The sequence below is a fragment of the Enterococcus sp. DJ147D b genome (assembly GCF_058216655.1).
This window is the reverse complement of record NZ_CM177104.1, coordinates 1,808,082-1,831,005: the sequence shown is the minus strand read 5'-3', so window position 1 is coordinate 1,831,005 and position 22,924 is coordinate 1,808,082. Positions and strand designations below refer to the sequence as shown.

The 22,924-nt window shown below is 34.8% G+C and carries 7 protein-coding genes; all 7 read left to right on the top strand.

Annotated elements, in window-relative coordinates:
- Nucleotides 1-209: 209 nt before the first annotated feature.
- The 7 genes from AC4BD1_RS08650 (at nt 210) to panD (ending at nt 22,924) form a co-directional block, all read left to right on the top strand.
- The gene (locus AC4BD1_RS08650; RefSeq protein WP_206907655.1) at nt 210-3,023 is read left to right on the top strand and encodes a sigma-54-dependent transcriptional regulator; all 2,814 of its coding nucleotides are present in this window, start codon (nt 210-212) and stop codon (nt 3,021-3,023) included.
- Nucleotides 3,024-3,228: 205 nt separating this feature from the next.
- Nucleotides 3,229-3,720, top strand: a complete 492-nt coding sequence (locus AC4BD1_RS08645) for a mannose/fructose/sorbose PTS transporter subunit IIB (protein ID WP_206909924.1) — start codon at nt 3,229-3,231, stop codon at nt 3,718-3,720.
- 97 nt (nt 3,721-3,817) lie between these two features.
- A complete protein-coding gene (locus tag AC4BD1_RS08640; protein ID WP_206909922.1) occupies nt 3,818-4,783 on the top strand; it encodes a mannose/fructose/sorbose PTS transporter subunit IIA in 966 nt (321 codons plus the stop codon).
- A gap of 48 nt (nt 4,784-4,831) precedes the next feature.
- Nucleotides 4,832-5,641, top strand: a complete 810-nt coding sequence (locus AC4BD1_RS08635) for a PTS mannose/fructose/sorbose transporter subunit IIC (RefSeq protein ID WP_206909920.1) — start codon at nt 4,832-4,834, stop codon at nt 5,639-5,641.
- 17 nt (nt 5,642-5,658) lie between these two features.
- Entirely contained in the window at nt 5,659-6,573 is a 915-nt protein-coding gene (locus tag AC4BD1_RS08630; protein WP_067480490.1) for a PTS system mannose/fructose/sorbose family transporter subunit IID, read from the top strand.
- Nucleotides 6,574-6,640: 67 nt separating this feature from the next.
- Nucleotides 6,641-22,528, top strand: coding sequence for an amino acid adenylation domain-containing protein (locus AC4BD1_RS08625; protein ID WP_490485484.1), 15,888 nt, complete (start codon nt 6,641-6,643; stop codon nt 22,526-22,528).
- Nucleotides 22,529-22,924, top strand: a complete 396-nt coding sequence (gene panD, locus AC4BD1_RS08620; protein ID WP_206909918.1) for an aspartate 1-decarboxylase — start codon at nt 22,529-22,531, stop codon at nt 22,922-22,924.

Here is a 22,924-nt window from a genome sequence, read left to right as displayed (position 1 = left end):
AAAGAACAATGGTTTGTAAAAGTAAGTGCTTGTTTAACAAATGTTTCTTTTATTTTAAAAAAAGCATAAGGTAAATAGTTGACGAATCCTCTAGAAATCCATAGTATTATGTTTTGTAGTTAGCTATTTTTAGTTATGTTTATTCTATATATAATAGTAAGAAAAATAGTGTAGCAGGAAATTTGGAAACACAGGAAGGGGCGTATCAATTGACAAAGCGTATTGACCGAATTTATCTCTATGTCAAAGAAAAAACCGCTCATTTAACAAAAGCAGAAGCTGATCGAGGAGTAACTACTCAAGAAATTGCTGAAATACTAGGAATTCAACGAACAAATAGTAGTAAAGATTTAAACCAGTTAGTTCGTGAAGGAAAATTAATCAAGTCCGATGGCAGACCAGTCCGTTACATATATCAAAAGGCAGATGTATATCAAAAACCTGAAAGCAAGCATGTCGTTAGTTACAAAGAGGATGTTCTACCAATTGAGGAACCAATCGTTTCTATTGATACAAAAGATATTTTTTCCAAAATTATTGGTGAAAATGGCAGTATGAAAAATGCTGTTGAACAGGCAAAAGCTGCCATCTTGTACCCACCTAGAGGGTTAAATTGTTTGATTACGGGGCCAACTGGCTCTGGGAAAACCTATTTTGCACATGCAATGTTTCATTTTGCCAAAGCAAATCATGTCATTGATGAAGAAAAAGAATTGATTGTGTTCAATTGTGCCGATTATGCAAATAATCCAGAATTATTGATGAGTCATCTTTTTGGGTATACAAAAGGCGCATTTACTGGTGCAACTGAAGAAAAAATGGGGATTATTGACCAAGCAGACGGTGGGATGCTCTTTCTAGATGAAATTCATCGTTTACCGCCAGAAGGACAAGAAATGATCTTTTATTTTATGGATCATGGAACTTATAGCCGATTGGGTGAGACGACGAAATCACATGAAGCAAACGTCCGTATCGTTGGTGCAACGACAGAAGACCCCGGCTCTTCCTTGTTGGAAACTTTTGTTAGACGGATTCCAATCAACATTCAACTACCGTCTTTCGAAAAGCGACCTGCTAATGAAAAAGTCGATTTGGTAAAGATCATGATTGCTCATGAAGCGAATCGGATCCAACGAAAAATTTCTCTGACGGAAGATGTTGCCAAAGCCTTAATTGGTAGTGTTACTTATGGGAATATTGGACAATTGAAATCAAATATCCAACTGATTTGCGCACGTGGATTTCTAAATCATATGAACTCACCCGAAATTTCGATTACCGTTAGTGATTTAACAGAAGGAATTCGAAGTGGGCTAATTCAGCTAGCTAGCAACCGCGTAGCAATGGCAGAGCTATCAAAAATTCTAGAGCCCAAATTAACAATCATACCAAATGATGACATAATGAAAATCCAATCAGATTCGTATGAATTGCCTTATAACTTATACGATATTATTGGAGATAAAGCGGCTTTGTTGAAATCTGATGGCTTAGATCAAGAGGCAATCAACCATTTTATTTCGACAGATATCAATATTCATTTGAAATCTTTTTATAAAGATCATGGATTTTCTTTTAATGCTGACAACAAATTGGCTGAATTTGTTGATCCTAAAGTAATTGAAGTAACACATCAAATTTATAGTATGGTTAAGAATTCTTTGCCTTATGAATTTCAACAGAATTTTATTTATGCGATGAGTTTGCATATCAGTTCATTTTTGAAAAAAATCAATTTAGGGGAAGAACGACACACGAATGATAACATTCGAGAAATGACATTTGATTTTCCCGAAGAGTATGCAGTTGCAAAAGAAGTCCGTAAATATATTGAAGAATACTTTCAAGTTCGTATTCCAGAAAGTGAAGATTATTATTTGACAGTCTTATTAGTATCTTTACGAGCAAATCAAGCAACTGGCCGAATCGGCGTTGTGGTTGCAGCTCACGGAAATAGCACAGCTAGTAGCATGGTTCAAGTAGTAAAACAACTTTTAGATGTTGAAAATGTTCGAGCAGTTGATATGCCGTTGGATATGGATCCTAAAACGGCTCTTAGCCGAATTGAACGAAAGGTTCAAGAGGTTGATGAAGGTAGTGGCGTTATTCTGTTAGTTGATATGGGCTCGTTGGCCTCGTTCAATACTCAAATTCAGCGAGAGACAGGAATTCCAATTCGAACAGTTGATATGGTGACGACGTCGTTAGTTTTAGAAACTGTTCGAAAAGTCTCTGTTTTAGGAACAGATCTAGATACACTTTATGATTCCTTAAAAAACTTTCGTGGTTACGCGGCTGTTTCTCCTGCACCAGCTAGTGAAAAGCCAGCTCAAGAGCAAAAAGCAATTTTAGCTATTTGTGCTTCGGGAGAAGGGACGGCAAAGAGAATCAAGGAATTGATTGAACGAGCGGTAAGTAAACGACAAGAAGCAGAGATAACAGTTTTAGCTTTATCCATTGTTGAATTAGAAAAAGAACTGCCACGTATTCAATCAGAATATCAAGTGATTGCTACTACAGGAATCACTGATCCTAAAATTGCGGCACCCTTTATTCCACTTGAGCGCTTTATTGATCAAAATATCGAGTTGATTTTAGACCAACTGTTACTTGAAGCGGATTTAGAAGACGCGCCAGAGGTTTCTTTAACCGAAGAAACGGCGAAAGAAACATGTGTGGACTTTATATCAGATAACTTTACTTTTATTAATGGAAGAAAACTGATCGATCCTATTTGGAATTTTGCTGAACATGTGACAGAAAGTATTGGATTAGCTAGCAAAGAATATGGCTTTAAAATCAATTTGGTCATGCACACAGCTGGGATGATTGAACGAATCGTATTAAATGAACCATTGACTGCCGATAAAGCAGAATTGGATCAAACGGTTCAAGATCCGTTTTACACAATGCTTCAAAGTTCGATTGTTCCATTAGAGGAAAGAGTGAACTTAAAGATTCCTTTGGTTGAAAGCTATTATATTTTACGTTTAATCCATAATCAGTTGGCTAAAGTGTGATACACTCAATAAACAATACACAAAAAGGATACACTATATAAGTGTATCCTTTTTGTGTATTGTTTAAAAAAGCTTAAAGAACCAGTAGTGTATCACTTAAAAGTTGGCACGCTTCTTGCTTTTATATAAGTGTGCTAGGGATTGGTTGCTTTCACAGAAATGATAGGGGTTTCTGTGAAGTAGTTTGAAAAAAGGAGTTTTGAAGATGGATATTCGATTAGCGCGTATAGATGATCGTTTAATCCACGGACAAGTTGCGACGGCTTGGTCAAAATCGACTGGTGTTGAACGAATCATTGTAGTCAGCGATATGGTGGCAAAAGACGATTTGAGAAAGTTTCTGTTAAAAGAAGCAGCACCACCAGGAATTCATGCGAACGTGATAACTGTTCAAAAGATGATCCAAGTTTATCAAAGTGGATTATTAGCAAATGCGAAAGTCATGCTGTTATTCACAAACCCTCAAGATGTAGAAGCAATTGTCCGCTGTGGTGTGCAACTGAATTCACTAAATATTGGCGGCATGAGTTTTACTGATGGCAAAACAATGATTACTAATTTTGTTTCAGTAAACCAACGCGATATAGAAGCTTTTAACTATTTGGATAGTCAAAAAGTGGAATTAGAGATTCGCAAAGTACCTGCAGACAGAAAGGTTCTTTTAAGGGAGCTACTAGCAAAAGCAAAAAAGGCATAGTTGGATGTTGTGGTCGGTCAAATAATCTGTTGTAATGGTTAGCAATTATTTTTAATTTTGATTTTTGTTACAACAAAAAGAAATAGGAGGTATAAGTATGGTAGGAATTATCCTAGCAAGTCACGGACAGTTTGCTGAAGGAATCTTACAGTCTGGTTCAATGATCTTTGGCGAACAAGAAAACGTTAAAGCAGTTATTTTGAAACCAAGCGAAGGTCCAGATGACTTGAGAGCCAAGTTAGAAGAGGCAATTGCTTCTTTTGACAATCAAGACGAAGTATTATTCTTAGTTGATTTATGGGGTGGTACTCCATTCAATCAAGCAAATACTTTGTTTGAAGAACACAAAGACAAATGGGCAATCGTCAGTGGTTTGAACTTGCCAATGTTAATTGAAGCATATGCTTCTCGTTTTTCAATGGAATCTGCGCAAGAAATTGCAGCACATATCATTGAAACTGCAAAAGAAGGTGTGAAGGTTAAACCAGAAGAGTTAGAACCAGAAGAAGCACCAAAAGCTGAAGTACAACAATCTGTATCTGGAACTCCAGGTAAATTCAGCTATGTTTTAGCTCGTATCGATTCACGTTTGCTTCATGGGCAAGTTGCGACAGCTTGGACAAAAACAACAAATCCAACTCGTATTATTGTTGTTTCTGATGCAGTAGCTAAAGATGAACTTCGTAAAAAATTGATTCAACAAGCTGCTCCTCCAGGTGTAAAAGCACATGTTGTTCCAATTGAACAAATGATCAAGCTAGCTAAAGATGACCAACACTTTGGTGGACAACGTGCTTTACTTTTATTCGAAAACCCTCAAGATGTGTTAAGAGCGGTTGAAGGTGGCGTACCATTAGAAACAGTTAACGTTGGTTCTATGGCTCATTCACCAGGTAAAGTGCAACCAAATAAAGTCTTGGCATTCAGTCAAGCTGACATTGATACTTTCCGTAAACTTGAAGACGCTGGCGTCAAATTTGATGTACGTAAAGTACCAAATGATTCAAAAGGAAATATGGATGAAATTTTGAAAAAAGCACAAGAAGAATTAAACAAAAAATAATAAACAAACATAGTTTTAACTATCAGAGAAAAATGGAGGCTTAACATCATGGAATTAAACTTTATTCAAATGATATTAGTCGTTATCGTAGCATTTTTAGCTGGTATGGAAGGAATTCTTGATGAATTTCATTTCCATCAACCAGTAATCGCATGTACGTTAATCGGCTTAGTTACTGGGAACTTAATACCTTGCCTTATTTTAGGTGGTACTTTACAAATGATCGCTCTTGGTTGGGCAAATATCGGCGCTGCTGTAGCTCCCGATGCTGCTTTAGCATCTGTTGCATCTGCAATTATTTTAGTATTAGGTGGTCAAGGAAGAGCTGGAGTTTCTTCAGCTATCGCGATCGCTGTACCTCTAGCTGTTGCTGGTCTATTATTAACAATCATCTGTCGTACAATCGCAACAGCTTTCGTTCACTTGATGGATGCTGCTGCGAAAGAAGGTAACTTCAGAAAAGTTGAATTATGGCACATCATTGCAATTTGTATGCAAGGTGTACGTATTGCAATTCCAGCTGCTTTGATCTTGGCAATCGGTGAAGGACCTGTGAAAGGGTTACTTGAATCTATGCCAGTTTGGTTGACAGATGGATTAGCAATCGGTGGTGGTATGGTTGTAGCTGTTGGTTATGCAATGGTTATCAACATGATGGCTACAAAAGAAGTATGGCCATTCTTCGCAATTGGTTTCGTATTAGCAACTGTTTCTGAAATCACTCTTATCGGACTTGGTGCAATCGGTGTAGCTCTTGCTCTTATCTACTTAGCTCTATCTAAACAAGGTGGCGGCTCAGGTAATGGTGGTAGCTCAAATACTGGTGACCCACTAGGCGATATCATAGATAACTACTAAAGGAGGCGTACACGAAAATGGCAGAAGAAAGAATTCAATTATCGAAAAAAGATCGTATTTCTGTTTGGTGGCGTTCAACTTTCATCCAAGGATCATGGAACTACGAACGTATGCAAAATGGTGGCTGGGCTTTCTCAATGATTCCAGCAATCAAAAAATTATATAAAACAAAAGAAGACCGTGCAGCTGCATTAGAACGTCATTTAGAGTTCTTTAATACACACCCATATGTAGCTTCACCAATTTTAGGGGTTACATTGGCACTTGAAGAAGAACGTGCAAATGGCGCACCTGTTGATGATGTAACAATTCAAGGGGTTAAAGTTGGTATGATGGGACCTTTAGCTGGTATCGGAGATCCAGTTTTCTGGTTCACAGTAAAACCAATTCTTGGTGCATTAGCAGCTTCTCTTGCAATGAGTGGTAACATCTTAGGACCAATCATTTACTTCCTAGGTTGGAATATTATTCGTATGGCTTTCATGTGGTATACACAAGAATTTGGCTACAAAGCTGGTTCAAAAATCACTGAAGATTTATCTGGTGGATTACTACAAGATATCACTAAAGGTGCTTCAATCTTAGGTATGTTTATCTTAGGTTCGTTAGTTAACCGCTGGGTATCAATCAGCTTTGCACCTACAGTTTCAACTGTAAAACTTGATAAAGGTGCATACATCGAGTGGGACAAATTACCTGCTGGTGCTGAAGGAATTAAATCTGCTTTGGAACAACAAGCAGCAGGTTTATCTTTAACTTCTTCTAAAGTTACTACATTACAAGACAACTTAGATAGCTTGATCCCTGGTCTTGCTGCTCTATGTTTAACATTGTTCTGTATGTGGTTACTTAAGAAAAAAGTATCACCTATCATCATTATCCTTGGATTATTCGTGGTTGGTATTGTCTTCCACTTAATCGGATTGATGTAAAAAAGAATCAGATAGTCTGAGCTCATTTTGAGCTTCAGACTATTTTTTTTAGGGAGGTAGCGTTATTATGACTGATAATTTAGTCAAAATGTTTGAAAAACAAGTTGTAAAAAGTCCCAATGCCATAGCTGTTGAATTTAAGGATGAGTCATTGAGTTATCAAGAGTTAAATGAAAAAGCGAATACTGTAGCCCATTACTTAGTAACTGAAGAAAAAATCAAAGTTGGCGACATTATTCCTTTATTGTTGGAACGAAACGAGAAAATCGTTATTGCTATGCTCGCAGTTTTGAAAGCGGGTGCAGCGTATACTGGCTTATCCAAGCAATATCCAGAAACACGAATTGATTTTGTACGAAAACAAACAAAGGCAAAACTGCTTATTGACGACGAATTTATGAGCCAAAAATTTGAATACCATCCAACTAATCTAGACATCACAATACCTGAAAACGAACGAGCATACTTGGTGTATACTTCTGGAACGACGGGAAATCCAAAAGGGGTAGTTCATACACATAAAAGTGTGTTAAATCATATTAGGGCATACACTGAATTTTTAGCTATAGATACAGTTGCTCCACTTAATATGCTGTTTTTGGTTAATTATGTTTTTTCAGTTGCAACAACACAAATCTATACAGCCCTATTTAACGGACACAAACTAATTATCTCTGAACCAGATTGTCTAGAAGATATTAATAAATTTTCACAATATATTGACGAAAAAAGAATCAATTATTTTCAAAGCACGCCGTCACTTGCAGACAGTTTAGATTTTTCAAAGTTATCTCATTTAAAAACTGTCGCTGTGGCAGGAGAAAAATTGTCACCAAATCTTGTCAAAAATGCGAAAACAAACAATGTGAAACTTATTAATGTATATGGACAATCAGAATTTCATTCTGTAACTGCAAAAGTTATTAATTCACTAAAAGATATCAATAACATTGGTTCTACGTTAACTAATATGACTACTTATGTATTAGATGATACATTTCATGAAGTAGAGATCGGTGAAATCGGTGAAATTTGTGTGGTAGGAGATCAATTAGCCAAAGGATATTTAAACTTAGATGAAGAAACCAAAAAACATTTTGTAACAAATCCGTTTGGTAAAGGAAGATTATGTAAAACTGGTGATTTAGTGAAAAGATTGCCTGACAATGAGTATGAATTTGTAGGGAGAAATGATTTCCAATTAAACATTAATGGGATTAGAACTGAGCCAGGGGAAATCGAGGCTCAGATCAACAAAGTAGAAGGTATCAGCAATTCGGTAGTAATAGGTTATAAGGACCAGTTTATCCTTGCTTATTATGTAAGTGACCATCGAATCGATGAACAGCAACTAAAAAAAGTCGTTAATATGGGTGTACCTGAGTATATGCAACCCCATATGTACATTTGGCTTGAGAAGCTACCTTTGAACGACAATGGAAAATTAGATAGAAAAAAATTACCAGAAGTAAATCTTGGCAGAAAAAAATTTGTAGCACCTGCCAGTTACGATGAAAAAATACTAGTGGATCTAATTGAAAAATTATTGAAAATAGAAAAAGTGAGTGTACGAGATAACTTTTTCGAGCTTGGTGGCACTTCATTGCAAGCAATCAAATTATCGAATCAGGTAATGGAAAAAACCAATAAAAAAATAACTACAAAATTGATTTTGAGTACTGAAAGCATCCAAGAATTAGCAGCTATTATGAGTAATGAAAAGTCAGTGAAAGAATTGCCACTCGTAGCCATAAATGTGACAGAAACTTTGATGAGCCCCGCGCAAAGAAGAATGTTTGTATTTTATCAACTAGATAAAAGACAAACGAAATATAATGAACAAACGATTCTAGATTTTGACGGGCATGTAGACGTTGACAGATTAAAGAAAGCGTTTTCTTCGGTTGTGAGCAAACATGAAACATTAAGAACACGTTTTTTCACAAAAGATGGAAAATATATGCAGGAGATAATGCCTGAAGGAATAGTAGATTTTAAGCTCATACCTTTTACCTCACATTTCGAGTCGTTAGTCACACCTTTTGATTTAGAAAAAGGTCATACGATGCGCATCCGCTTGCTAAGAGGAGACAGTCATGATTCTTTATTTATAGATAAGCATCACATTATTACTGACGGAACTAGTGAAGACATTTTTTATAGCGAATTATCAAAAGCTTATGAAAATAAACATCTTTCAACTCCTGCATACCATTATAAAGATTACAGCAATTGGTTTAATCAACTAGAGGTTTCTGATGAAGCTAAGTGGTGGAAAAATTATTTAGATGGGTATCAAAGATTAGAGTTGGCAACCGATTATCATTATCAAAAAGATTTGTTATCCGTTGGGCAAACAGAATTGTTTGTTTTTGATGAAATATTATTGCGTGAATTAAGAACATTTTCGAAAGAGAATAAAGTGAGTGAATATGTTGTTCTATTTTCGACGATTAGTTATTTACTATCTAAAATCTACTATTCAAATGACTTTGTCCTCGGCACAGTTGCTAATGGTAGAGTGCATGAGAAAACTGAACAAATGTTAGGGATGTTTGTTAATACGCTACCAATCAGAGTAACAATCGATCAGAATCAAAGTACAGTTGAATTTCTAAAAAGAATGAATGAAAATATTCTATCTGCAGTTTCAAATCAAAACTATCAGTTTGAACAAATTGCAAAGGATCTAAATGTAGCAACTGATGGAAGAAATCCATTTTTTGATTGTATGTATGTTTATCAACAAAGAAATTCTCAAGAGTATTTCGCTGGTGAAGCCAAAAGAAATGAGTATAAAACTTCAGCGTCAAAATTTCATTTAACGTTTGAAGTAGAAGATCATGACTCAACGATGTCTTTATACCTGAATTATGACACTTCTCTTTTCAAAAAAACCACGATTGCTAAATTAGGTAAGCAATTTTTCAGATTATTAGGATCGTACTTGCATTCTGAAAATAAACGGTTAAAAGATTTGTCTCTTGTTTCCAAAGAAGAGCAAGAAAAACTAATTCAACATACCCAATTTTCGTCTAAACCAAATGTCATTCATTTGATAGAAGAACAAGTCGACATCCATCCGGAAAGCATTGCACTGCAGTTTGAGAACAAATCATTGACCTATCTAGAATTAGATAATGAAGTGAACCGAGTAGCGAACTACTTGCTCAGTGAGTATCACGTCTGTTCGGAACAAAAAATTCCTTTATTGCTTCAACGATCTGAAAAAATGATTATTGCTATTTTAGCTGTTTTAAAAACAGGAGCTGCTTATGTTCCAATTAGTCCAAAATATCCACAGGAGCGTATTGATTACATTGTGGAAACCTGTAAATCAAGCTTCATCATTGATGATCAATTTATGCATCAAGACTTTCCTAATAATACAGCTCGTCCAAATCAAAGCATAAATGCAAATGATTTAGCTTATATCATTTTTACCTCTGGAACTACTGGAAAGCCTAAAGGCGTAATGGTCGAACATGGGAATTTAAGTAATTTTGTGGTAGAAGTTCCAAAAATGGAACATTCAGGAATGAAAGCAGGGAGGATTAATGGCGCCTTCTTTGAATATGTGTTTGATGCATCTATCCATGATTTGATACGTCCATTTACGATGGGCGAAAGTGTCGTGATGCTTGATACAGATCTAATTTATGATATTGATCGTTTTATTAAAACCTTAAATCATTATCATGTAGAGGCAATCGGTATGACACCATCCTTAGCTGGAAAGATCGATCTTAATTTAGTTCCAAGTATGAAAGTTATTCATTGTGGTGGTGAGTCCATTACCTTAGAGGTGATTGAAAAATATGCCAAAACAGGCATACAAATAAATAATTGTTATGGGCCAACGGAAACGACTGTTCTAAGTTTTGTAAATAATGATACGAAGGACCTTTCTATTGGGAAGCCGATTGGTGGAGTAAAACCTTATGTATTAGATGATGATCAAAACTTACTTCCGGCAGGAGCTGTAGGTAATCTCTATATAGGGGGGAATCAAGTAACTAGAGGCTACCTTAATCAATTAGAAGAAACAAGCCAACGGTATATCATGAACCCTTTTGGAACAGGAATTTTATATAACACTGGAGATCTTGTTCGTCAATTGGAAGATGGATCGTATCAATACTACGGTCGAAAAGACCAACAAATCAAGATTCGGGGATTCAGAATTGAGTTGCCAGAAATTGAAAAACAATTAAAGACGATTAAAAAGATCAAGCAAGTTGCAATAGTAGTCAACAAAGAAAATTTGATTGCTTACTATACTGCCGATGAAGTATTGGACACCATGCGATTGAGAAGAAAAGTTAGTCAAAAGCTTCCAGATTATATGGTTCCAGTAGCGTATATCCGAATTTCTGATCTACCTTTAACCATTAATGGAAAAATAGACATTAGCAAGCTACCAGCGCCACAGTTCGAAGAAGAATATGTTGAACCAAATACAGATAGAGAAGTGGAAATTGCTCAAGCATTTTGTGAAGTATTAGCTATACCAAGAGCTTCGGTATGCACCGACTTTTTCAGAATGGGCGGAAATTCTATTGCGGCTATTTCATTAGCAAATCTAATTGATTTACCTGTAAAAGAAATCTTTGAGCATAAGACGATTCGCAACCTTGCGAAGCTAACAGTTAAAAACTTAAAAATTGAGAAACAAGATTTTCCTAATGAAGAAGCGCAAGAGTTATCTTATGCTCAGGAACGACTTTTTTATATCGATCAGTTAGAAGAAGGAACACAAGCTTATAATATACCAATAGTTACTACTTTAAATCCAAAGATCAATTTACAAAAGCTAGAATCAGCTATTCAAGAAGTAGTTCAACGTCATGAAATCTTGAGAACAGTGATTGTTGATTTCCATCAAAAAGTGCTTCACACGGAAGTTGAAATTACGCACCAACCGATTAAAAATAAGGAATATTTTTCTTATAAGTTTGACTTGACTCGAGAAATACCAATACGAGTGAATATATATCAGAATGTCTTGACCTTTAATATTCATCATATTGCTTTTGATGGCTGGTCTACAAATTTGTTATTAGATGAGATAGCTAAGTTATATCGTGGTGAAAAACTACCAGAAATGAACTTACAATACAAAGATTTCGCAAATTGGCAAAGGAAAGTACAAACGAACGATGCATTAAAAGAGCAAAAAGAGTATTGGGTCAAGCAGTTGGCAGACTATGAAGAATTAGATTTCCCTACAGATTTTTCTCGACCTCGAGAATTTGACTATCGAGGAAAAGAATACACATATATGTTGAATGAGGAACTAATTATTAAACTAAAAGAGCTCGCCCAAAGAGAAAATACAAGTTTATTTTCTGTCACTTTAAGTGCATTTATGATCTTGCTCTCAATTTATAGTAATCAAAAAAATGTAGTCGTTGGCACGCCAATTGCTAACCGCCATATCAAAGGAACAGAAGATTTGATTGGCTTTTTCGTGAATACATTAGCTTTGAATGCAAAGGTAGATCCTGAATTGAAAATTAATGAGTTCATTCACTTGAATAGCGAACAAGTAATTAGTGCACAAAAATATCAAGATCTACCATTTGAAAGTATAGTAAATGAGCTGAATATTACAGCAGATTTATCAAAAAATCCAATTTTTCAAATTATGTTTGGTTTTCAAGATGTCTCTGATGTATTGTCCTATAAAGATGTGTATCGTGAAATCAATGAAGCATTAGATTTGGATAGTACTAAATTTGATTTTTCAATGATGCATAGAGATAACGCAATCGATTTTACGTATGCTACAAGTTTATTTAAACAAGAAACAATTGCAGATATTGCCAAAACGTATGAACGAATTCTACAAGAAATCGTTGATGAGCCTGACCAATTAATTGCTGAACTTACGTTAACGGAAAATAGTGCGAAAAAAGTGGAAAAAGAATATCCACATAAGTTGATTCACCAGTTATTTGAAAAGCAGGTGGAAACAAATTCAAATGGCCTAGCAATTGTATATAAAGATAAACAATTAACTTATGCGGAGCTTAATCGAAACGCCAATCAATTTGCGCATACATTGATTGAGAAGCATGGAATAAAACCAGAAACTTGTATACCGATCCTGATGGAACGATCTGAAAAGTATGTGATTGCCATACTAGGTATTTTAAAAGCAGGTGCTTGTTATGTGCCATTAAGCACAGAATATCCTCAAGAACGGATCGATTATATTGTTGAAAAAACAAATGCACCATTGATCATCACAGATGAATTTACAGTTTCTTCTCATAATGTGGAAAATCCAGATCTTCAGTTAACGAATAGGAGCCTTGCTTACATCATATTTACTTCTGGTACAACAGGGCTTCCTAAAGGCGTAATGATCGAGCATCGAAATGTCATCAATACTATTTGTAATCAGATCGAATTATACGAAATTACGAAAGAAACGAAAGCTGTCCATTTTTCAAATTTTGTGTTTGATGCATCTGTCTTTGAATTGTTTTACACATTATTAGCCGGAGCTACAACTTATCTACTGGATCAAGAAATTAGAACCGATTATCAAAATCTGAAAAATTTTGTCACTGTAAATGAAATTGACTTAGCTACATTACCACCTGCTATCTTAAATGGAGAGGATCTATTAGACCTAAAAACATTGATTGTTGCAGGCGAAACGACACCAAAAGAAATCTATGAAGCTTATGATAAAAATGGGACAACAATAGTCAATGCTTACGGACCAACTGAAACAACCATCTGTGCAACGATAAAATTCTATGAGCAAGGGATGGATAATCGAAATATTGGGCAATCTTTAAAAAATGTTACCGCATGGGTACTTGATGAAAACTTAAGACAACTTCCATATAATGCTATAGGAGAACTTTATATTGGAGGAGATGGTTTAGCGAGAGGTTATTTTAAGGACGATGAAAGAACAAAGCAAGCTTTTATTTTACATCCAGAAAAAGGAAAACTATACAAGACTGGAGATCTAGTCAAACAGCTACCAACTGGAGACTTTGTTTATATTGGACGAAATGATTTTCAAGTTAAATTACGTGGTTATCGAATTGAGTTGCAAGAGATAGAGTCTCGTATGTTAGAAATAGCATCTGTTAAACAATGTGTAGCCGTTGTTAAAGAATCTAATATCATCGTTTATTATACGGGCGAATTTGCTTCTTCCTTAGAAAATGTTTTACCAGACTATATGGTGCCAAATAAATATATAAAATTAGAAACGATTCCATTAACTATCAATGGAAAAGTAGATACAAAGCAATTACCTGATCCTATTTTTGATCAACAAGAATTTGTTTCTCCTAAAACTCCAAGAGAAATTGAAATAGCTAATGCCGTTTGTGAGTTATTGAATAGAGAAAAAGTTTCTATCAGGGATGATTTTTATAAACTAGGTGGTAATTCAATCCTAGCGTTGAAATTATCAAATAAAATAAATCTACAAGCCAAACAAATCCTACAAGCAAAAACTATTTTTTCAATGGCAAAAATGGAACCAAGAAAAAAACAACTTCAGAATTATCAGGTAAAAGCAACAGAAAAAATTGAATTATCTTTTGCACAAGAACGATTGTGGTTTATCGATCAATTTGAAGAAGGTAGTAGTGCTTACAATGTTCCTATTATCTTAACTTTAAGACCACATGTATCAAGGAAGAAAATAGAAGAGGTTCTGATAAAGATAGTTGAAAGACATGAAGTGTTACGCACTTTGATTATTGATGGCTATCAAGTGATCCAACCAGAAAAGCTTAAAATCTTACATCAAAAAATTGATGCCAAAGAGTTTGTGGAACAACGATTCGACTTAGAAAAAGAAATACCAATAAGAGTAAATATTTACCATGATCAGCTGATGATTAGTATCCATCATATTGCTTTTGATGGTTGGTCTACAGAAATCTTATTAAAAGAGTTAAATGATTTATATCATGACAATGAATTACCCTCATTACAAAATCAATATAAGGATTATGCTCATTGGCAAAGAGAGAATTTAACAGAGAAACAACTAGATAAACAAAAGGAATACTGGAAGGAATATTTGTCATCCTATGAGCCATTGAATTTACCAGCTGACTTTAAACGACCAAAAGAATTCTCATATAAAGGGGCGGATGTCAAAACTGTATTCAAGGCAGAATGGCAAAACTCGCTAGAAGATATAGCTAAAAAATATGGAGTAAGTCTTTATACAGTTATGTTGACTTTATTGGATATTGTACTTTCTCAATATAGTTATCAACAAGAAGTAGTCGTAGGAACTCCTTTTGCTAATCGACACATCGAAGGTACTGAAGATTTGATTGGTTTCTTCATCAACACATTACCTATCAGGACAAAAATGACAAATGATCTTAGTCTAAGTGAACTATTTTTACAAAATAACGAAGCAGTCGTGGAGCTTCAAAATAATCAAGATATTCCTTTTGAACAGATTGTAAAAATGTTGAATGTTGCACAAGATACTTCGAGAAATCCGATTTTTCAAGTTCTATTTAGTGTCCAAAATTTTGCTCCAGTTAACTTAATAAAAAATGATTTGTTTATGAATTGTAATGAAGGATTAAAGATAGAAACTGCCAAATATGATTTGTCTGTGTTAGTAGAAAATGGGTTTATCAACTTTAATTATTGCACAGATATCTATTGTGAAGATACGATCCAATCTATGCTTGATAGTTATATCGCTTTGATTGAACAAGTAATCGAAAATGACATCGTAAAAGTAGCGACTATAACTTTACCAGAAAAAACTTCACTAGGAGTGAAAAAAGAGTATCCTCAAAAGACTGTTGTTGATCTTTTTGCCGATCAAGTTATCAGAACACCAAAAGCAATTGCAATTGAATATCAAGATAAAAAGATTACTTATGAAGAGTTCGATTTATTGACGAATCAATTCGCAAATTATTTATTGGATAATGGAGTCAAGCGTGGGGATAAGGTACCACTAATTCTAGAGCGGAATGAAAAAATGGCAATTGCTATTTGGGGAGTATTAAAGGCGGGCTGTGCTTATGTCCCAATTTCTCCTGAATTTCCTGAAGAAAGAAAAAACTATATTCTTAAACAATTAAATTGTAAATTAGTGGTAACTCAGTCGTTTGCGGGCTTTTTTGCTGGGAATCAATCTTCGATAAAAATGCGGCCAACACTCAATGAGTTAGCTTATATCATTTTCACCTCAGGAACGACAGGTAAACCGAAAGGCGTAATGATTGAACATGCAGGATTGAGTAACCGAATTCAATGGATGAATGAAACTTATCCAATCGATAAAGAAGATAAGATTTATCAAAAGACGAATTATGTTTTTGACGTGTCTGTTTGGGAACAAATTTGGGCAGTTTTGACAGGTGCAAGAATTGTTTTTGCAAAAGAAAATGGACATAAGGATCCACTGTATCTTGCAAATGAGATTAAAAGCAAAAAGATTACTGTCGTTCACTTTGTTCCTAGTATGCTGGATGCTTTCTTAGATACTGTAGAAACTTACAGTGTTGTGCCTGATCAAGTTGATATGTCTTCACTAAAATATGTTTTTTGCTCTGGTGAGGCGTTAAGTTTAGCAAGTGTTCAGCGATTTAAAAAAATGATTCCAAACGCAAATTTATACAACTTATATGGGCCGACAGAAGCAAGTATTGACGTCACAGCCTATGATTGTAATCCTGTCAATATCAATAAGATTCTTATAGGAGAACCTGTAGCTAATACAAATTGTTATGTGCTAGGAATAAATAATCAACTATTGCCAGCAGGTGCAATTGGTGAATTAGCTATTGGTGGTGTTCAATTAGCACGAGGTTATTTAAATCAAGCAGAACTAACGAATGAGAAATTCTTCGACCATCCAAAAGTTGGAAGGATTTATCGCACAGGTGATCTTGTCCGAGTTAATAATCAAGGAGAAATCGATTATTTAGGTCGAAATGATTTTCAGGTAAAAATTCATGGTTTGAGAATCGAACTTAGTGAAATAGAGAAACAACTGACAGAAATAGATGGTATCCAACAAGCAATCGTAGTAAATAAAACGGATCAGTTGATTGCTTATTATTTGAGTCCAAAAGAACTTTCACCAGACTTTTTGAAAGAAGCGCTGAAGGCAAAACTTCCTGATTACATGGTTCCTAAAATCTATACACACATGAAAAAATTTCCTTTAACGATCAACGGAAAACTAGATCGTAGCTCTTTGCCAACTTCGAATGTAGCTCTTGAAGATTTTGTAGGTCCTAGAAATGAAACTGAGTTAGAAATACAATCGATTTTTTCTGAATTATTAGGTCGCGAGCAAGTAAAAATTAGTATATTAGATAATTTCTTCAATTTAGGTGGTGATTCAATCAAAGCCATTCAATTGAGCAATCGTCTAAAACAAAAATTAGATAAAACAATTTCAATTAAACAGATTTTTGACGCTAAAACAATTAAAGGAATCGCCCTACTGATTGATGAAGCTGACGAGGTTCAAATCAGAGCTGAAGAAGGAGAGCTAACAGGGGAAGTCAAATTACTTCCTATCCAAAAATGGTTCTTTGAAGAATATCACTCCTCTCACTTTAATCAGGCGTTTGCTCTTCAATTACCAGAAAATGTAGTTCTTGATAAATTGAAAAGTGCGCTTGTTAAATTGGTAAATTATCATGATGCATTGCGCTTAACGTTCAAAGATGGTATTCAGCTATATGATTCACCTATTTCAACGGTGGATGTTTCATTTGTGAACAGTACGGATGAACTTAATAGAATTCAGCAAAGTTTTCAACTAGATGGGAAGTTGTATCGTTTTGCAATAAAAGAAAAGAGCTTGATCATTATTTGTCATCATCTAGTGATTGATAGTGTTTCTTGGCAAATCATTGCCTCTGATTTAAAAGAACTTTACGAAGGAAAAAGTTTGATAAAGAAACAGACCAGCTATCGCCAATGGACCGAAGTAGTTAGTTCGATGGCGTCAGAAAAAGATACTGCTGAAGTGGATGACTTTTCTGTTGAAACATATAGATGTGGAGATAAATACCACAGCATGAAACTAACTATTGAAGCTAGTGAGACGAAAAAGCTGCTAAACGAGGTAAATCAAGTTTTCAATACGAATATGAATGATCTTTTATTGACGGTTTTGGCTCGAACGTTAAAAAACGTAAATCAAAAAGATTGCATGAGTGTAAAAGTAGAATCTCATGGGCGTGAAGAGATAATGAACGATTTGAATATTCAAAGAACAGTAGGTTGGTTCACTACAATATATCCACAAGTGATTTCTGTTGATCTGCTTAAAACAAAAACATTTGGACGTAAAATAAAAGATCATGGTGTAAGTTATGTAGCAAGCAGAGGGATTCATTCAAAAGATCTTCCGTCGATCATGTTTAATTATCTAGGACAAATTGATACAGGGGAAAATAAGGATTGGTCCATTATTCCCGCTGAATTAGGGAAGCTTACAGATGTAGCTTTCAATGATGTTCTAACGGTCAATAGTGCAATCTCTCAAGAAAAATTGACATTAGAATTTAGCGGATTTATTACCGGATTAACTGAGATTATTTCCGATTATGAAAAAGAACTTAAGAAGCTCATTTCTGAACTTGAACAAATCGGTCGAACCTATTTGACTGTTGAAGATATTCAAGAGGTTACTACTCAACAAAATCTGGATAAACTGCAAGCTACACAGGAGCTAGAGACAGTTTTAGCTGCTAATTCCTTACAAAAAGGTTTTGTCTATCAAAGTTTAAACAACTTAACGAAAGATGATGCCTATATATGTTCGTTTATTTTCGAATATGAACAGGAAATCGATGTGGCTAATTACAAGAAAGCTTGGTCTTATGCACAAAAAAAATATCCTAGTTTGCGTCTATCGTTAAATGCGGAATATGGTGAGATTTTACAAGTTATTGCCAAACAAGGTCAACTTGATTTTGACTATCTGGAAAACGAAACAGTTGAAGACGTGGTTAGAAAAGAAAGAGAGATTCCTTTTTCTTTACAAGAAGGTAATCTTTTTAGGATTAGGTTAATAAAAATGAATCCGACACATTATGTCTGTGTTTTAACGAATCATCATGCGATACTTGATGGTTGGTCCAACCCAGTATTGTTAAATGAGGTTCATACGATCTATCATGCTTTAACTAAGAGACAGCCCATCCATATCATAGAAGACAAAGCTTACATTGAAGCACAATCTTATTTAGTGGATCATAACAATGAAGATAAAGCCTATTGGGAAAAATATCTTAACGAAGTGTTACATCCAGACCTTTCTGGCATATTTAAAGAGGGCATGCGAGAAACGAAACTTGAAACATTCAATCGGATTGAGAAACCAAAGGACAAGGTATTCAAATTATCGAAAAATGAACAAGAAAATCTACATGATTTTTTAACGAACCATGAAATAACAACTAATATCATGATGCAATATGTCTGGCATAAGGTATTAAGCATTTATGGTGGAATAAAAGAAACGACTGTTGGTGTAGTGAATGCAGGAAGAAACTTACCGATAGCTGGTGTTGAAAATAGCGTAGGTCTTTATATCCAAACCTTGCCTATCCAATTTAAACATTCTGAAGAAAACATTATCAAGGAATTACACCAACTTCAGGATATCAATAATGAAGGGATGACAAATGGGCATGTCAATCTCTCTGAATTACAAAAAAATGGCGATCGATTGTTTGACACACTCTTTATTTATGAAAATTATCCAGTGCCAAAAGATAATGGCAAGGATGATCGCCTTCGTATTACAAAGACAAATGGTGTGGAAAAACTAGACTACCCATTAACGATTGTTGTTTATGAGACAGAAAAGGAACTGAATTTCCGTATAAAATATGCAGCCGAATTATTTACTGATCATACGATCGACCGGCTGTTTCAACTGATGCATTATTTGATTGAGCAAATTATGGAGGGATCAGAACATTTTAACTATGTTAAAAAAGCACCAGAATTTGGTTTTGCTGAATATCCACAAAAAACAATCGTTGAAGTTTTTGAAAGACAAGTTCTAAAAACACCAAAAAATATAGCAATCAACTTTAATCAGCGTAGTTACTTATTTGACGAAATAAATAAGCAGGCTAACCGTTTAGCGCACACACTAATTAAAAGGTATGACGTCAAAGTTGGTGACAAGATTCCATTGTTGTTGCCTAAGTCAGAAAAGATAATTATTGCGATGCTAGGCATTTTGAAAGCAGGCGCGGTCTATGTGCCAATGTCCACGTCCTATCCAAGTGAACGAATTACTTATATTCAAAGGCAAGTCGAGGCAAAATTGACAATTACTGAAGAATTCATGCAACAAGAGTTCTCTTTAATTGATAGCAATCCTAATGTAGAGATTCTGCCACAAGATTTGGCCTATATTATTTTTACTTCAGGAACAACTGGAAAACCAAAAGGTGTAATGGTCGAACATCGTAATTTCATTTGCTATTTGGCTAACATGATTGCTTCGATAGAAAGAAATGGAACGACTGATATTGAATTTGGTTGCATCGCTGAGCCTGTGTTCGACATTTTTGGAACAGAAGTCTTTGGTCAAATTTTGCGAGGAAAATCAGTTCATTTATTTACGGGACAGCCAGAAGATTTCCTTACGTTTATGAAGCATAATCGAGTCACGACATTACAATCTACACCAGGAAAAATTAGCTATTTGTTCCAAGAAAATGATGAAGAGATTTTAGAAAGTGCGCTCACGACTATTTTAGTAGGTGGCGAAAAAATGAATGCTTCGTTTGCTGAACGCTTCAAAACAATCACCCTGATTAATATTTATGGGCCAACAGAGGGAACTGTGTGGACGTCAATGAAAAAAGTAGAAGACAACTATTCAAATATAGGTACACCTTTTCCTCAGTATGCACATTATATTTTAGATGAACAATTGAGATTGTTACCAGATGGCGCACCCGGAGAATTATATGTAGGCGGACCACAACTTTCAGCGGGATATTATGGGCAAGAAAGCTTAACAAAAGCTAGCTTTATCGAAAATCCTTATAATGCCTCTGATTCACCAGAATATGCCAGGATCTATAAAACGGGTGATGTCGTTCGAAGATTATTGAATCAAGAATATGAATTAATTGGTCGTAATGATTTCCAAGTGAAGATAAGGGGATTTCGTATAGAACTGGGTGAAATTGAAGCGGCGATGTTAAAAGTCCCAGGTGTTAAGCAGGTACTCGCTTTAGCTTTAGGAAAATCAGATAGTAAATATCTTGGTGTTTATTATCAAGGAGAACAAGAAATCGAACGTAAAACGATTGAAGATGTACTTGCGAAGCATTTGACAGACTACATGATGCCGTCTGGTTATCAATTTGTAAAAGAATTTCCTTTAACGATTAATGGAAAAATAGATCGACACGCCCTACCAGTCATTACCTATGATAATCACGTGAAATTCGTAGCACCAAGAAATCTGGTAGAAGATAGCGTACTAAACATCGTTTGTGAAGTTTTAGAACTTGAAACAAGAAACATTTCAATCTTAGAAAGTTTCTTTAGCATTGGCGGTGATTCAATTAAGGTAATTAAATTGATTAGTTTAATAAAAGCGAAGTTGGGCTATAAACTAACAATCAATCAGGTATTCAAAAACAAAACGATTGAAAAAATTGCACAAATTATTGATCAAAACAGGCACTCTCAGGTATCGAGCGAAGATCATCTGGAAGTAACAAAGCAACACATTGATGATGTCAAAGAGCAAAAATTGTCATATGCTCAGCAGCTATATCAAAGAGCACCCAAAAATTCTTATAGAAATATCAAAATTAGATTTAAATTGAAAGAAAACATTGTTCCAGCACGAGTAGCAGCAGCCGTAGTGGCAGTAGTTGAGCGACATGAAGTTCTTAGAACCAAAATTTATAAAGACTACCAAGTTGTAGATGAGCAAAAACTAATAGTAACTTCAGATGAAATTGACGTAGAAAGTTACTTTGATCACGAATTTGATTTAAGCCAGGAAATTCCGATCAAAGTAAATATAACAAATGAGGAATTTTGTTGTGTGATTGATCACGTGGCGTTTGATGGCTGGTCTACTTCTCTATTTTTAAAAGAAATTGAAGCATTTTATGACAAAAAAGAATTGGAACAACTGCCTTATCAATACAAGGATTATTCCATTTGTCAGTATAATTTCTTAAATAGTGATCAGAAACAACAACAGCTAGAATATTGGAAAAAAGAATTGGAGGACTTTGAAGGCGTGTATTTATCTGAGAAGGCTACTTCTCCAAAGCGTCAAGTAGCTGGTGCAGATGAGTATTTCTATATTGATGATAAACAATATGAAAAACTTCAACATTTGATTAAAACAAATGATTTAACGATGCACAATATTTTGTTAGGTATCTTTTACTTAATGTGTGCAAAAGTCACTAAGCAATCAACACTTGCTATTGTCATTCCTACACTCAATCGAAATGTTGCTGGAGTCGATCGTTTGATTGGTTTATTCGTCAATCAGTTGTTGTTGCAAATTCATATAGAAGAGAACGAAACATTCATAGAGCTTGTAAATAAAATAAATGAAAAAGTTGTCTTAGCACAAAATAATCAGGATATTCCACTTGAACAAATGCTAGAAGAAAACAATATTCAATTAAGTGGAAATACGCTATATTTTGGAATCCAAGGATTTAAGGGAGAAGCATTGAGTCATTCTAAATTATTTGAAGGTATAAAAGAAATGAACCAACAAGCCCAAAAAGATGCTTTTAGCGACTTAACACTCTTTGTTTGGGGACAAACATTAGATTTCAATTATGCTAAAGATTTGTTCCAACCCGATCAAATAAAATTATTTATAACTGTTTATCAAAGAATCGTTCACTTAATAATTGAAGAGCCAATGATTCAAATAAAAGATATTTTTCAGGAGGAAAATTAAATGTTAGTTGAAATGTTAAAAGGAAAAATCCATCGAGCTAAAGTCACACAAGCAGAGCTTGATTATGTAGGAAGTATAACGATTGATGAAGCCTTGATGGAAGCCAGTCATATTTTTGAATATGAAAAAGTACAAATTGCAGATGTTGATAATGGTGAAAGATTTGAGACATATGTGATTGCAGGACCAAGAGATTCAGGAATGATTTGTTTGAATGGTGCAGCAGCAAGATGTGTATCTGTAGGAGATAAAATAATCATTATGAGTTACTGTCAGCTAGAAATCAATGAGGCAAAAGAAGCCAAACCATACGTTGTCTTGGTTGATGAAGAGAATAAAATTCAACGGGAAGTTAGATATGAAAAATATGGGTTACTGACTGAGGAGCTAAAATAA